This is a genomic window from Flavobacterium sp. FG19 (assembly GCF_057809475.1).
In genome coordinates, this window is the sequence record NZ_JBMDKA010000012.1 from 41,115 (window position 1) to 57,177 (window position 16,063).

The window sequence follows — 16,063 nt, forward strand, 5'->3', positions numbered from 1 at the left end:
GAAATATGATTTCATTATTTTTTGAACTGCCTACAGCTTTAGCTGTAGGTTCTTGAGATTATTTCTATAAAGGCTTTAGCCAAAACATAGGGATTTTGGCTAAAGCCTTTCATAATAGACTTTTTAAACCTCCAGCTAAAGCTGGAGGCAATTCATAGTGTTGTTTGACTCCTGCAAGGTTTCCAAAACCTTGTAGGTGTTTTATTTAGAAATGAGATAAAAAATTAAACCTACAAGGTTTTGGAAACCTTGCAGGATTACTATTTGAACTTATAATTTCGAAGAAGTGATTTCTTTCAATTCTCCGTTTACTTTCACTTTTACTTTTGTTGGCAAAGGAGATAATATTTCGTATTGGATTACTTTTCCATTTTCCCATTTCATGTTTACGGTAAAGTCCCCTTCGGCTTTAAGTCCTTTTACTTCACCTTCTTTTAGCCAAACGTCAGGCATGGCAGGCAATAATTCAATAAATCCTGCATGGCTTTGAATCAGCATTTCTCCAATTCCCGCTGCAGCTCCAAAATTACCGTCAATCTGAAATGGCGGGCCAGCTGAAAGTAAGTTTGGATATACTCCACCTCCTGCTCCATAATTTATATTGGTTGCAAGCGTTGGTCTTAATATTGTTTTTAATAATTTATAAGCTCGGTTACCCTCTTTCAAGCGTGACCAAAAAAGCATTTTATAGGCAATTGACCAGCTTGGCCCATCATCTCCTCTTACTTCCAGTGTTTTCTTGGCTGCTTCGGCAAGATTGGGAGTACTTTCTGGCGTAATCAATGGTGCTGGATACAATCCGTATAAATGGGAAACGTGACGATGCTGTGAATCTGGTTCTTTATAGGGTTTTAGCCATTCCTGAATTCTTCCGTCAGGCGAAATTATTCCTGATGGAGGTAATAATTTTAATCGTTTTTCCAGCTCGGTTCTTAAGTCATTATCCAATCCTAATTTTGCGGATGCATTAATCACATTATTGAACAATTCACGAACAATCTGATTGTCTATTGTTGGTCCCATGCATACATGAGCATCCTGACCGTTTTCCATGAAAAATGAATTCTCAGGCGACACCGATGGCGAAGTTACCAGCCAGCCTGTTTCCAGATCTTTTACCAGCATGCTGTTATAAAACTGTGCTGCTCCTTTTATAATTGGATAAATTTCTGCCAGATAATTTTGATCATTGGTATACAAATAATGATTCCATAAATTATTGCACAACCAGCCCGAACCCGCTTTTGCGATTCCCCAAGACGCACTTTCGCCCGGTTCTGTAAATCCCCAGACATTGGTAATTACGTGAGCCACCCAGCCATCAGCATTGTAATAAGCTTTGGCTGTTTTTTCGCCGTAAGGCACCATTCCTTTTACTAAATCTTTTAAAGGCAGATTTAGCTCAGATAAATTTGCGGTTTCCAATGCCCAATGATTCATCTGAACATTTACATCTAAATGATAATCTCCATTCCAAGGTGTTTGTACCTGATGCGCCCATAAACCTTGTAAATTTGGAGGAAGCAATCCCACTCTTGTACTGCTGATGCTTAAATAACGACCATATTGATAAAATAAAACCGGAAGCGCGGTATCCGAATCAGGATCTTTCATAAAAACATCCAAACGTTCGTTTGTTGGCAATGAATTCTTAGTTGATTTCCCAAAATTCAATGCTACACGATTGAATAATTTCTGATAGTTTTCGATATGCTTTTTCTTCTGATCCTGATATTTTTTCTGCAAAGCAGCATCCAAAGTTTTATCTAAAGCAGATTCGAAATTTTGATCTTTGAAATTGGTTCCAGCCGAAATGTAAAGTACTACTTCTGTAGCGTTTTTAATTTCGATTGTATTATTAGTATATAAAGCTGTTCCGTCAGTTGTTTTGGCTTTTACTTTGGCTTTATATTTCATTCCTTTTCCGTCAATTCCGTTGTTTAACTGACCTGTCATTACTAAGGAATTATCACTTTCATTAGCTGTTTTAAAATGTTCGGGTCTGTCTAAGTGAACGGTGAAATTGAGTTTTTCTTTTTGGCTTGAAGTCAACTTAACAAACAGAACATCGTCTCCAAATCCGGCAAAATATTCTCTTTTATACGTTACGCCGTCAATCGTGAACTGCGTTGATGCCAAAGCGTTTTTTAAATCCAGATTTCGTGTATAATTGGTCGCTTTTGATTTGGTTTTATAATCAAAATTCAAGGTCATATTTCCTAAAACCTGATAACATCCAAATTGTACGTTTGCTCCGTCTCCGCTTCCTGAACCTGGACCTGTACAGACAAAATTGTCATTAATCAATTTTTCGGCATCACTGTTTTTGTTTGCCAATAACAATTCTCTTATTTGAGGCAGAAAAGTATAGGCCTTGTAATTATTAGCATCCTGCGAAGAACCACTCCAAAGTGTAATGTCATTTAGAACTAACTTTTCGGTTTCAATTCCGCCATCTGGCATAATTCCTAAACGGCCATTTCCTAAGGGCAGGGTTTCTTCCCATTGAGATGCTGGTTTTTTATACCATAATTCCAATGAGTTATTTTGCGAATAACCCAAAAGTGGTATCAGTATAAAAAACAGGGCTTTGATTTTTTTGATATTCATGGTTTTTATTTTTTTTGCCACAGATTACACGGATTTAAATGATTTTTTACTCTGTGATAAATTTTTATTGATTTTATTTAGAACGTAATAATTTAAATTATCCTCCAAAAGAACTTCTCTTTCTTAGTAAGCTTCAGAGAAGCTAAATATTTATAGCATAAGAATAAACGTCTGCAATATAAAACTCCGGAGGAGTGACATGTTTTTTCACAATCTATGTTATATGTCGCTCCTCTGGAGCTTTTTTCATTTGTCTTACTGAAATGCTATAAATATATTGTCCCGCTGGGGCTCTTCAGATAAAACATCTATCTATAAATATTCTCTGCTGTCAAAAGAACTTTTCCTCCCAAGATGTTTTTTCTCTTGAAAATTTTTAAAACATACCTAACAGGTTTTAAAAACCTGTTAGGATAATCTTCTCTATTTAGTTGTTGTATGGAACGGCTTTTACTACTGGATTTTCTGCATTTTTTAAGGCCGATTCTTCAAATTCTATTGTCACTTCTTTGCTTTCACCTTTCAATAAAGTAAAATAACTGTCGCTGATAATAGCCGGTAAAATCTGAGTTCCTGACTTGTCATTTACTGGCTGTACGTGAATTCCGAAAGCAATTCCAGACGGACTTGAAACTTTTGCTTTTATCACATATTTTCCGTTTTGTTTTACTACTTTACTGGAAACATTTACTTGAGTTTTTGGCAGTTTATTCAAATCTGTGAAATCTTTCATATTGGTTCCTCTCCAATAGAAGTTCTCGCTGATTAATTTGTTATTGGCATCTTTTAATTTTAATCGGATGAAATGAACCGGACTTAAATCGGAAGTATCGACATTGGTTTCTGCTCCGAAAATTTTAAAATCATATAAGGAATATCCCCAGCCTGAACCGCGTTTGATTCCTAACATTCGAACATAACGTCCTTTGGTTTCATCGAATGAAATAGTTTGCAATCCTTGTTTTCCGTCTTTGATTACACTTACATCTGTCCAGTTTTTAGCATCAGAACTAAGTTGGATTTTGTATTCTTTTCCAAAGGCATTTTCCCAGTTTAAAACCACTCGGTTCACAATATATTCTTTTTCAAGATCTACATAAATCCATTCGTTATCTGTTGAATTACTGGCCCAACGTGTGTTGGAATCTCCGTCTGTTATATCTCTGGTATTTCCACCATCTGTTGACGAGGCTGTAACATTTTTTTGAAAAGCCAAATCTTTCTGATTCGAGTAAAACGGAATCACAAAGCTTTCTGTCGCAGTATTCGAGTAAGAATCTACAATTGTATTTTGTTTGAATTTTGCTATTTCTTTACCGTCTAAATTATATACCGAAGCTTCTGCTTTTAGGCTTTTAAAATCGGTTCCTGTTGTGTTGATTACTTTTACAGAATTGTCTACAGGACTCCATTGAATGTGCATCGGTTCACATGCCGATTTTACGCCCCAATAGGCTCCTGTCAAATCATAGTAGTAATCGTAAGTCTGCCAAACCATGCTTGGATACGAAGACTGGCTCATCCAGATCATAATTCCCGAAGCATCTTCCCACATATGATCCAGCCAACCTTCGTACATGGCTTTGTTGGTTTCTATGTTTAGCAATTGCGCTTTTCGGGTGTATTCTTCCAAATTATTTGGTTTACCGTAACGTTCTGTGATGCTTTTATCATAATTGTCCGGCGTTGCATTAAAGGCTTTTTGTCCAAAGAAATGTTTGTCCCACATGTCATTTCTCGGCCACCAGTCTTTTTCCGGAATAAACTTTTTAAAACTTTCGATATTTGGAAAAACGGCTGTACCAATTTCAGATCTTAAACCCCAACTTGGACCGTCGCCTGTTCCTGCGTAAGGTTCCGGATATTTTGTAAAATAAAATCTTGGATCTTTATTGCCCCAAAGACCGCTTCCGCTTAGGTTTCCTGTATTCGAACAAGGCTGATAATATCTGTCATTGTTATCAAAGGTTTTAATATTTTCGGCAATCCAGCCATTTAACGGAGGTTGTGGCAAACCTTCGTTATTACCACACCAGATAGCAATGCTGGCATGATTTCTAACTCGTTTTATTTTCTCGATTACATTGCTGTTGAAAACATGAATATCCAATGGCAGATTCGGATTGGCATTCAGCCAAAAATCATCCCAAACCATGATACCGTATTTGTCACAGGCCTGATAAAACTCGTCATCGGTAGTAGAGCCTAACCAGTTTCTGATGATATTATAATTCATTTCTTTATGAAGTTTGACTTTAAGATCGTATTCTTCACCTCTGCAGCGAAGCATGTATTCGCTCATTCCCCAGTTTCCTCCTTTTAAGAAAACACGTTTCCCGTTAATGGAAATATGCAAAACACCACCATCTGTATCGTAAGTATATTTTTTTATACCAAAAGTTATTTTTTGAGCATCTGAAACTACATTTCCAACTTTAAAAGTAAACTGGCAAGTATATAAATTAGGATCTCCGTAACCGTTTGGCCACCAAAGTTTCGGGTTTTGAATAGAAAGTTCCGGAAACTGCTCTTTAGTCAATTTCACATTCGTAATTCCGTCAGCTTCTAAATTGATTTTTTTCGAAAAAGTAATATTTCCAGGCATGATAACACCCATAAGAACTCCTTCCTGATTTTGTCCTGATGCATTTTTTAAGTCCACTTTTATTTCCAAATCTGCTCTTGCGTTTGTTGACAGATTGGTATGAATCCACGGGTCTTCAATAGTGATTTTATCTGTATTGGTTAAAAAGACATCGTCTGTAATTCCTGAATTTAATCCCGGCACATACGGCATCCAGTCCCAGCCTGCACTCGAAATATAGGTTGGGCTTCCGTAATTGTTTAAAGGCTGTTTAGGAATGCTTACTAAAATATTTAAAACATTTTTTCCTTTACGGTTTACGAGTTTGGTAATATCAAATTTACCGCGCTGCATCATTCCGCTTAAAACGGCTAACTTTTTTCCATTAAGATAAATTTGTCCTTCACGGTTGATGCCTTCAAAATTAAGCCAGATAATTTCTTTGGTAAAATTATCTGGAATGCTAAATTCGGAACGATACCAAAAACTGCGATCGTATTTGGATTTATCGACCTGATAGATGTTGTCGCCAAAGTTGGGATCTTTTTCCAGACCGTTTTCTACATAAGAATTAAAAATAGTACCCGGAACTACTGCTTTTACCCAGTCTGCATCGGTATAATTTGGATTAAACATTTTAAGACTGTCTTTTCCAATTTCTGCCTGTGGTTTGAGTTTCCACACAATATCAGAAGAGTTAAGACTTACTTTATTCTGAGCATAAAAATGGAATGATAAGGCGTTGAAAACAAATAAACATAAATAAATCTGAAAATTTACGAACTTCATACTACTATTTTAGGATTTACAAATTGTAAATAATTAAAAAAAATGTATGCCATTTCGGAATAAGTTTTTCTAACAGAAAACACACTAAGTACTGTTATTACCTAAACCAAAATGGCATTACAAATCAAAAACTGTGATATTAACCAAATCACATAACAAAAAGATAAAACTACTTATTACTATTTATCCTTATTAATAACCCGGATTCTGATCTTCCGGACCAATTTCATCATTTAACTTAATCTCTCCAATTGGAATAGGATAACGGTTATGAAATGCGGCAATTGTACCGTTTTGTTTGGCCCACTTGTTACGGACACTTACCAACTCAACCAATTTTCCTGTACGAATAAGGTCCATTCTTCTCCAGCCTTCAAAAGCTAATTCACGCATACGTTCATCCAGAATCTGATCTCTAAACTGAGCTTGAGAAAGTCCGCTCCATTTCATTGCGGCAGGTAATGTTCCTCCAAAAGCTCTGGTACGAACCTGGTTCACATACCCTTCGGCTTCTGTTGTACTTCCTAATTCATTTAGGCATTCTGCGTAACAAAGTAATACATCGGCATAACGGATATAGGCTTTATTTTTACCTGAATTCCAGAAGGATTGTCTTCCGTCTACACGAATATCTTCATATTTTTTAATGTGCGGATCCAGCTCATCTCCACCGAAACCGGCCGGCAATGTTGGTGTTACGCCTTTATAAGTAAAATCATAACGGATACTGGCCGCTTTACGTGTATCACCAGCTTCCCATATTCCTCCATCAGTTTTGTCTTTATAACAATATTGAGTAGGAAGTATCAAATCATAACCTCCAAAATAGGCGTATTGATCCATGTTTGCCAAGACTCTTGAACCGGTCTGCCATTGGATCTGGTTGTTATCCGGCCAGTTATTATTATACTGCCATTCGTATAACGACTCTGAAGAATTAGCACGATCCGGATTAAAAACATCTGCGTAATTAGACAGTAAACTGTATTTTCCGGAATTAATAACTTCTCCAAACCATTGTTTTGCTTTAGCATAATCACGGTATCCAGATGCTTCCGGAGCATATAAATATACTTTTCCTAAAAGTGCCTGAGCCACTCCTTTTGCGGGAAATGCAGGATTACTTTGCGATACAGGAAGTTTTTCAATTGCTCTTTCTAAGTCGGCAACTATATACGAATATACTAAATCCAAAGGCTGGCGTTTTAAACCAAATTCTGCTGATTTTGCTTTATCATTAATTGGAATTTCTCCCCAGTATTGTGTAAGCTCAAACATTAATGTTGCTCTTAAAAAACTAGCTTCACCCATTAAAAGGTCACGTTTTGCACTATCCTCTTCCGTATTGATTCCTAATGCTCTGATAGATTGTGCTGCTACTTCAATTACCGGCCATCTGTCATTCCACAATTGTCCAATTGCCTGATTCTCCTGACTCAAGAAGCCATTATACAAATCAAGTCCTGCCTGGTTTGCATCTCCGGTTACCTGTAAAGCTCCTTGTTGTGCTTCATCTGTACCAAGAGAAGTATAAAGCCCGGCACGGTCTTTCTGCATGTTTCTCCAATTGGTTATAGCTCCTAAAAGCACAGGCTCAATTTTTCCTAAACTACCATAAGCCTGAGCAGCAGTAAGGGAACTTTTAGGCTCTTCATCCAAAAAATCAGATGAACAGGAGGCAGATAGTATTGTCAGGGCCACAAAGGCTATAATTTTTGCTTTCATAAAAATAATTTTAAAAATTAATTTGATTAAAGAGATAAGTTTAATCCCATCGATATCATTCTGGATATAGGGTAAGAATCTCCTCCCTCAGGGTCATATCCTTTATATTTCGTTATTACGAATAGATTAGATCCCGTTACATAAAACCTTAGGTGTTTAAGAAAAATACTTTCTGCCACTTTATCCTGAAGGGTATACGATAATGTAAGCGCATTTAATCTAAGGAATGAAGCGTCTTGTATTGCCTTATCTGTTTCACCTAAAGTATATCTTCCTCCTCCATAATACGCTCTGGGAACATCTGTATTGGTATTGGTTGGAGTCCAACGATCCAAAAGGTCTGTATGTGCTGCACTCATTCCTCCTGAATTCATATAACTTTCGTAGGTACCACTTGGTCTTTTACCACCAATTGAATAAGCAAATACGGCATTTAAAGCAAAACCTTTGTAATTCAGATCTGTAGAAAAACCACCATAATAATCCGGATTTAAATCGCCAACCACATATCGGTCTTTATCGTTTATAACACCATCACCATTACGGTCTTTAATTTTAATATCTCCGGCCTGAACAGTTCGGCTTCCATAGTTGATTCCGCTTAGGTTTTCTCCCTGTTGCGCTATACCGTCATACTGAAAAACATATACTGTATTTACCGACTCGCCTAAGAAAAAGTTTCCGGTACGCTGAATTTCATTGTTACTGTAACCACCTAAATTGTAGATTTCTGTAGCATCTCCATAAAGTTTGGTAACTTTATTTTTAGCAGATGATATGTTGGCAGCAACATTCCACTTAAAATTATTGTTTTTAATAATGTCTCCGCTAAGTTCTAATTCTATCCCCTTATTGGTTGTAGCTCCAATATTATCGAGCTTATATTTATATCCGGAAGAAACCGGCATATTGCGAAGCATTAAGAGATTATCATTATTGATATGAAAATAATTAGCACTTGCGGTCAGTCTGTTTTTGAAAAAACCAGTATCAAATCCAACATTGAACTGTTTTTGTCTTTCCCATCTTAAATCAAAATTATCAATATAATTATCAGACACATAAGTTCCGGAATTATTGCTAACCTGTGCATTATATAGTGCGAAATATCTGTAAGCATCTACATTTTGATTTCCTACTATACCATAACCAATACGAAACTTAAGCTGATCTAATTTTTCAAATCCTGAAAGGAAATTTTCTCTGGCAATATCCCAGCTTCCCGCTACTGAAGGAAAGGTCCCCCATTTGTTATTAGGCCCAAACTTAGAAGAACCGTCTCTTCTGATTGTACCTGTTATATTATACTTACCATCAAAAACATAGTTGGCTCTTGCAAAATAAGACAGGTTAGAATAATCTGTAAAATTCGACCCCAATTGTGCATTGTCTTTTTGATAAGCACCGGACAATGCCATATAAGTCAAATCATCGCTAACAAATCCGCGGGCTCTCACATCGGTACTATTTCCGGAATTACTCATTACAGAATACCCTCCCATCACACTTACATCATGTTTAGCTGCGAAGATTTTACTATAACTTACTGTATTATCCCACTGATAATTAAACTGAGAATATCTATAGTGATGCGCTTCTCCGTTCATAGAATTTCTAAGCGACTGGCCTGTGTAACTCGGTATATAATCAAAATTGGCCTGATCTACTACGTCTACAGAAAAAGTAGTTCTGATATCTAGTCCTTTTAACGGTTTCAAACTTAAATAATTACTACTTGTAAGTCTGTTACGCATACTTGAATTGATGATATCAAGACTCATTATCGGATTGTAAAGATTCTGGTCAAATACTTCACCGTAACGAAGATAAGTAGCCTTGGGATCTATCGGTAATAATGGATTCGCTCCTAATGCCACACCAAAGGCACTGCCTTCCTGATAATTGCTCTCGCTTCTTGAAAAAGTAGTATTGGTACCAAACTGAAGCCAGGTTTTTAAATCCTGCGTAAGGTTAATTTTTCCGTTGTATCTTTTAAAGTCGGAGTTTTTAAGAAGTCCTTCCTGATTCACATAATTAAAACTTACGAAGTAGGTTCCTTTTTCTCCCCCACCGCTAAAGCTTAAGTTATGATTAGTCTGGAAACCTGAACGCGTAACCTGATCTAACCAATTGTAACTTTTACCTGTTCGGTAAGACTCTAATTCGTAAGGGGCAAATACTGTAGAACCATCTGACTTAATTTGGTTAATATAAGCAGCACGGTCGGCTCCGGGATTCTCATCCATATAACGATTGGCATAAGCATCCACTCTAAGATCAAATAACTGCTGGCCATTCATCAACGGAAGTGTCTTTGCAAACTCAGACACACCTGTCCAGGTATCATATTGTATTTTTGCCTCTCCGGATCTTGATCCTTTTTTGGTTGTAATTACAATTACTCCATTAGCAGCTCTTGAACCATACAGCGCCGTGGCAGAAGCATCCTTAAGAACTTCCATACTTGCAATATCATCAGGATTAATGTTTTCAAAATTACCATCGGTAACTAATCCGTCAATGACAAATATCGGGTTACCGCCAAAGTTTAAAGAGTTATTCCCTCTAATTCTTATGGAACCTGCCTGACCTGGAACGGCACTTTGCTGTACATATACACCTGAAGCACGTCCTTGTAACGCCTGCACGACATTTGGCGTAGGAACTTCTCTAAGCTTATCCCCGGAAACACTGCTTACGGCACCCGTAAGATCTCCCTTTTTCATTGCAGCTCCTACTATTACAATTTCATTTAATTCCTGAGGAGCCGGTTTCAAAGAAACATTAATTTCAGACTTATTAGCAATTACAGCCTGCATTGTAAATCCTATAAACGTAAATTCCAGTGTGGATCCTGATTTTACATTTACTAGTTTGTAGCTGCCATCAATATCAGTAACAGTAGAGTTTTGAGTGCCCTTTACAAGAATAGTAGCTCCCGGAAGGGGTAAATTATCGTTATCTGTAACTTTACCGGAGATATTTTGGGAATAAAGTGTTCCGGCACACATCATAACTACTAAGAAGCATAAGTATCTTATTGCAATTCTCATAATGATTTTGGTTTTTTAGTTAATAAAATATTTGAGTTGGTTTATTAGTTTTATTGAGCAGTTTATATACGAGAAAACGAATTGACTTATACTATACTATACTACAACAATACAAACATACAAATATTTTTAAAACCTCCAAATTAAGTTTTAAGAATTTACTATTTTTTCTTGCTATTTATTTCGGGTTCTCTATAAATACGGGGTGTAAAAAAGGAAAAAGAAAATAAAGGATTTGATAAACAGAAGAATTATCAGACAAAACAAAAATATTCTTTAATTTAAAATGAAGAAAATAAGTATAAAATCACAGGTATAATAGCTACGAAATATTCTGAATACCAACAAAAAAAGACGCACAGCAGTGCGTCTCTACATTAAATTCCAGAATCTCAAAATCTTAAAACTAAGCTATTCCCCATTTCGAGAATAGGATAAAAAGACCAATCATTCCGATTATCAAAGCGCCGAAGTACCAATAACGATTTTTCCAAGGAGACAATTCGACGGTTTCTAACTTGATTTCAGTATAATTATAAGCTGGATAAAGTTTAGAAACCAACAACATGCATATTGAAGTTAACACAAAAAGAAGTGCCAGCATATGCAGATAATGTAATTTAATATCAAGCACATAATTAAAAATAATGTAACTCAGAATAAAAAAGATCATTCCTAATTTTGCTGCCTGTGGCGGTACTTTTTTAAATACAAATCCGATTAGGATAATAGTAAAAATAGGCAAACAGAACATACCACTCAACTGTTGCAGATAGGTATAAAAACCAGCTTTGCTAAACATTATAAACGGTGCTGAAAACATGGCTAAAGCCGAAACAATAATTTCAAATTTACGTCCAGTATAAACCAAATGTTTCTCGGTAACTTCTTTCTTTTTTTTCTCCAACCAAGGTTTGTAAAGGTTCAAAACAAATAAAGTACTGCTGCTGTTTAGTCCCGCATTAAAAGTACTTATTGCCGCTCCCAAAACAACTGCTGCTGTAAGACCGATCATAACTCCGGGTAAAGTATCTTTTATAACCAAAGGAAAAACCTCAGCGGTATTTTCCAGATTTTGGTAAAGATGAACTCCAACTAATCCTGGAATATTAATTATAAAAGGGCATAATAGCTTTCCTAAACAGGCTAATCCCATTCCTTTCTGGCTGTGTGATAAACTTTTTGCTGAAAGCGCTTGCTGTACAATAAACTGTTCCATTCCCCAATAATACAGGTTCATGATAAACATTCCTGTAAAAATGGTGCTTAACGGAATTTCGTCATGTGGCCCTCCAATAGAGTTTAAATGCTCTTTATGTTCTGAAAGTAAAATATGAAGTCCTTTAAAAAAATCTCCGTTTCCTAAAAATTTAAAACCAAAGTATGGAAATGCAATACCAATTGTCAGCAAACCAACACTTAAAACTGTATCACTAATAGATATAGCACGCAAACCGCCCAAAACCGAATATGCACAGCCAGTAAGCCCAATGAGCCAAACCATAACCCATATATTCTGCCAATAAGTTAATTGTAATGGATACAGAAAATTAAACATTCCTGTCAGCGCCACTGCTCCACCATATAATACAGCAGGAAGCAGATTCACAATATAACTGCATAAAAATATGACAGACACGAGTCTTTTGGTCGACTCATCATAACGTTTTCCCAAATAATCAGGAATTGTCATAGCGCCTGTGCGAAAGTAAATTGGAAGAAAAAACTCTGCAACTAAAAGCATTGCCAGCACAGAACTCACGCCCCATGCCATAACGCTCATATTGTTGGTGTAAATAGATTCGTTTTCACCAATAAACTGATTGGCACTGATATTACTCAGTAATAAAGCTCCTCCAACTATAAAGAAATTATTGTTGTGATCTGCAAAGAAAAGTCCGCTGGTAGTCTGTACCTTTTTTTTTCGTGTTTTTAATACCGAAATAAAGGCCACTAATCCTGTAATTAGCAGAAAACTAACAATAGATAAGACATTCATAAATTACAACGAATTTCTATCGATAAGAATGGTCGGAATAATCTCTTGTGTTTTCTTTCGGTTTAAAACAAAATCGGCAGCTCTTTTTCCCATTTCAGAGAAATCTGTAGAAAATGTGGTAACACCATCAAAAATAATCTCTTTTACGATATCGTCGTTATGCGAAATAAAACCAATGTCTTTACCAATCTTCAATCCTTTGATTTTGGAATCTTTCAGCATTTCCCAAAGCTCCAGATTGTGAATCGTAAAATATACTTTTCCTTTTTCTAATGAACCAGCGACATATTCTTCTTTTATAACCCCTTTAATATCATAATCGTTCATAAATCTTTTAAACGAATTCAGGATTTCATTAGGCTCTGCTGAAGATGGTTTAAAGAAAAATACCAGTTCATCGTATTTTTTAATCTTATCTTTCAGCTGCACAAAAGCATTGTAAGACGAATCGCCAAATTCCTGTGCCACATAATTATAATCTTCATCGGTTTCTAAATAGCGGTCTACCAGTAATACCCTGTTTGTTGGCAGTTGTTTTAAAACAGCCGCTGTCTTTTTATCCGGAATCGGGGCAATAACAAACATGCCGTATTTTCCTTTTATATTCTGAATGATATTTTCGAATGTATCAAAATTATTATGGTGAAAAAAGATATCCAGCTGAATGTTTTTTCCAAGACCTTTTCTGAAATTCTCATAAAACGTTTCCTGAAAAATGTCAAATGCAAAAATCAGCAGGGCTACTTTGAGTTCCTGTTTTACATCATTGGTAGCTACAAAATACCCCAGTCGGTTTTTTGATTCTATAATTCCCCTGTGCACCAGTTCTTTGTATGCTTTAGCAATGGTTTCCCTGGCAAACCCTAATTCGCTTATAAAAGTATTGACTGATGGAAGCAGATCTCCTTTGGTTACGACCTTTTCATCAATGGCATTAATTATTCCCTGAACCAATTGCTCGTGTTTTGATAAGGAGTTTATCGATTCAAGATTTTTTATCTGTTGAATAATCTGCTTCATAAAACGTTTTAACAGGTTTTTATTTAAAAATATATTTACAAATATATACTAATGTTTGATATTTAGTTTAAGCCTTAGTAATTTTTAAGACAACGCTTGTATTTGACGTACTTACATTAGGATTAATCCCAATCTGCATTAAAAAATCGCCTGAATATACAGTAGTTTCCACCGCCGGTTTTTTATCCGGATAGACATTGATTTCTTCTACTTTATAGTTTTGACCCGATTGCAATCCTTTTAATTTTATTGGAAGATGTGTTCCAGCCTCATATCTTGAATTAACAGAATAACTGAAAACTACGGCTTCGTTACCATTTTTGTTCACAAACATAACCGATGCTGCATCATTCCCCCAAGGATTCTGCAAACGATACTGATCTCCCTGCCAGATTGTACTGCTCAATGCATTATAGTTTTTAATCGCTTTTTGAGTAAAGGCTAAATCTTTATCATTCAAATCTTTAACAACGATATCAAAACCTAATCTTCCCATCATGGCAACATCTGTACGGTATTTTATTGGCTGTTTCCCCCAATCTGTAACGTGTGCTGCGATGGTAAGAGCCGGATAGAAATACGAGTATTCCCATTGCATGTAGACTCTTTCTAACGGATCTGTATTATCACTTGGCCAGAATTCTGTAAAGTATTTCAAGGCTCCGTAATCTACTCTTCCGCCGCCGCCAGAACAAAGCATCATTGGCACTTTTGGATATTTTACACGAATGCGTTCTAGTACTTTATATAATCCGTTTACATAATCGGTGTAGAAATTATTCTGTTTATCTTTCAAACTGCTTGAATAGGCGTTATAAATCACAGCATTACAATCCCATTTGATATAAGCTAATTCCGGATTTTCTGTAAAAAGATTATCTACTACACCATAAACAAAATCCTGAACTTTTGGGTTAGACAAATCTAAAACCAATTGGTTACGGAAATAATGTTCTGCTCTTCCCGGTTGTTTGATCACCCATTCAGGATGTTTTTTGTATAAATCACTTGCCGGACTTACCATTTCCGGTTCAATCCAGATTCCGAATTTCACCTGATTGTCTTTAGCTGTTTTTACTAAAGTTCCGATACCGTTTGGCAATTTCTTTTTGTTAACATCCCAATCTCCTAAAGCAGCATCGTCGTTGTTACGCGGATACGTATTTCCGAACCATCCGTCGTCTAACAAGAACATATCTACTCCCAGTTTTTTACTATCAGCAATAAGCACTTTTAATTTCTCTTCATCAAAATTAAAATATGTCGCTTCCCAGTTGTTTAATAAAGTCAAACGATCTGCTTTTCCATCAAGGATTTTATGACTTCTTGACCAGTCGTGTAAATTACGACTTGCAGTTCCTTTTCCTTTTGATGATAAAGTGTACCAGAATTTAGGCGTAGTAAACACTTCGCTTTTAGCCAGTTTATAAGCTGCCGCGGCATTATTAATTCCCGAGATAACACGAAGATTATTCAACGGATCTAATTCTAAATCGGTTCTAAAATTACCTGACCATTCTAAACCTGCAAATAAAACTTTTCCTTCATCTTCTGTTGCTGGTTTATCCAAAGAAACCATAAAAACAGAAGGTTGAAATAAATTGGTACGAGAACCTAATTTAGAATCTAATGTTTTGATGCCGTGAGTAATTTTCGTTTCTTCAGGCTGCATTTCTTTTGCCCAGTCACCGTGATATTGATTTAGGTAAAAGTTTTGGTATCCTTTCAAATATAAATTAGCCGAAGCATATTTATTTAAAGTAATACTTCCTTTTTCATTATGCTGAATGGTTGTCCACTGCTCAATTACATCATTTTCAAAATAAGACTGAATAAACAAATGAACCTCAACTGGATATACCGGATCTTTTAGCGTAATATCCGTTTGAAAAACTCCTGTACTAATTTTGTTTGTTTGATGACTTACATATAACAAATCAAGCGAGGTATTTCCGTCAGCATGTGTTACTGTTATGGCAGGTTCTAACAAATTTTTAGATCCCGAAGCTGTGTAAGCCGCATTATAAATACCGGAATAATCCGTTCCCTGACGAAACTGAGCTTGTATTTTTGCATAATCTGAATCGTTTGCTAATTTTTCTCCTAAATAAATGGTGTTTACTTCTTTTCCGGGAGTAACCTGTAAAACCAGTGCGTTACTTTTTGTTTTTATAGTAATTATTTCCTGTGCGGTTATTGAACAATAACTCGTGAGAACAAAAAATGCTATCGCAAAAAACTGCCTTAAATTGATACTGTCTTTTTTCATTGTAATAGTTGTTA

At 36.0% G+C, this 16,063-nt stretch carries 7 protein-coding genes; all 7 read right to left on the reverse strand.

Going from position 1 to position 16,063, the window contains the following annotated elements:
• Positions 1-270: 270 nt before the first annotated feature.
• The 7 genes from ACODST_RS13205 to ACODST_RS13235 all read right to left on the reverse strand — a co-directional run bounded on the left by ACODST_RS13205 (position 271) and on the right by ACODST_RS13235 (position 16,049).
• Positions 271-2,610: a glycoside hydrolase family 95 protein gene (locus ACODST_RS13205; protein WP_488932581.1), complete on the reverse strand. Its 2,340-nt coding sequence runs from the start codon at positions 2,608-2,610 to the stop codon at positions 271-273.
• A 427-nt stretch (positions 2,611-3,037) separates the two neighbouring features.
• Complete coding sequence (locus ACODST_RS13210) at positions 3,038-5,983, reverse strand: discoidin domain-containing protein (RefSeq protein ID WP_488932582.1); 2,946 nt, start codon at positions 5,981-5,983, stop codon at positions 3,038-3,040.
• 192 nt (positions 5,984-6,175) lie between these two features.
• Positions 6,176-7,708: a RagB/SusD family nutrient uptake outer membrane protein gene (locus tag ACODST_RS13215; protein ID WP_488932583.1), complete on the reverse strand. Its 1,533-nt coding sequence runs from the start codon at positions 7,706-7,708 to the stop codon at positions 6,176-6,178.
• A 26-nt stretch (positions 7,709-7,734) separates the two neighbouring features.
• A complete protein-coding gene (locus ACODST_RS13220; RefSeq protein ID WP_488932584.1) occupies positions 7,735-10,761 on the reverse strand; it encodes a SusC/RagA family TonB-linked outer membrane protein in 3,027 nt (1,008 codons plus the stop codon).
• A 406-nt stretch (positions 10,762-11,167) separates the two neighbouring features.
• On the reverse strand, positions 11,168-12,760 hold the full coding sequence (locus ACODST_RS13225; protein ID WP_488932585.1) for a solute:sodium symporter family transporter: 1,593 nt from the start codon (positions 12,758-12,760) through the stop codon (positions 11,168-11,170).
• A 3-nt stretch (positions 12,761-12,763) separates the two neighbouring features.
• Positions 12,764-13,780, reverse strand: coding sequence for a winged helix-turn-helix domain-containing protein (locus tag ACODST_RS13230; protein WP_488932586.1), 1,017 nt, complete (start codon positions 13,778-13,780; stop codon positions 12,764-12,766).
• A 67-nt stretch (positions 13,781-13,847) separates the two neighbouring features.
• Positions 13,848-16,049, reverse strand: a complete 2,202-nt coding sequence (locus ACODST_RS13235; protein WP_488932587.1) for an alpha-galactosidase — start codon at positions 16,047-16,049, stop codon at positions 13,848-13,850.
• Positions 16,050-16,063 lie beyond the last annotated feature (14 nt).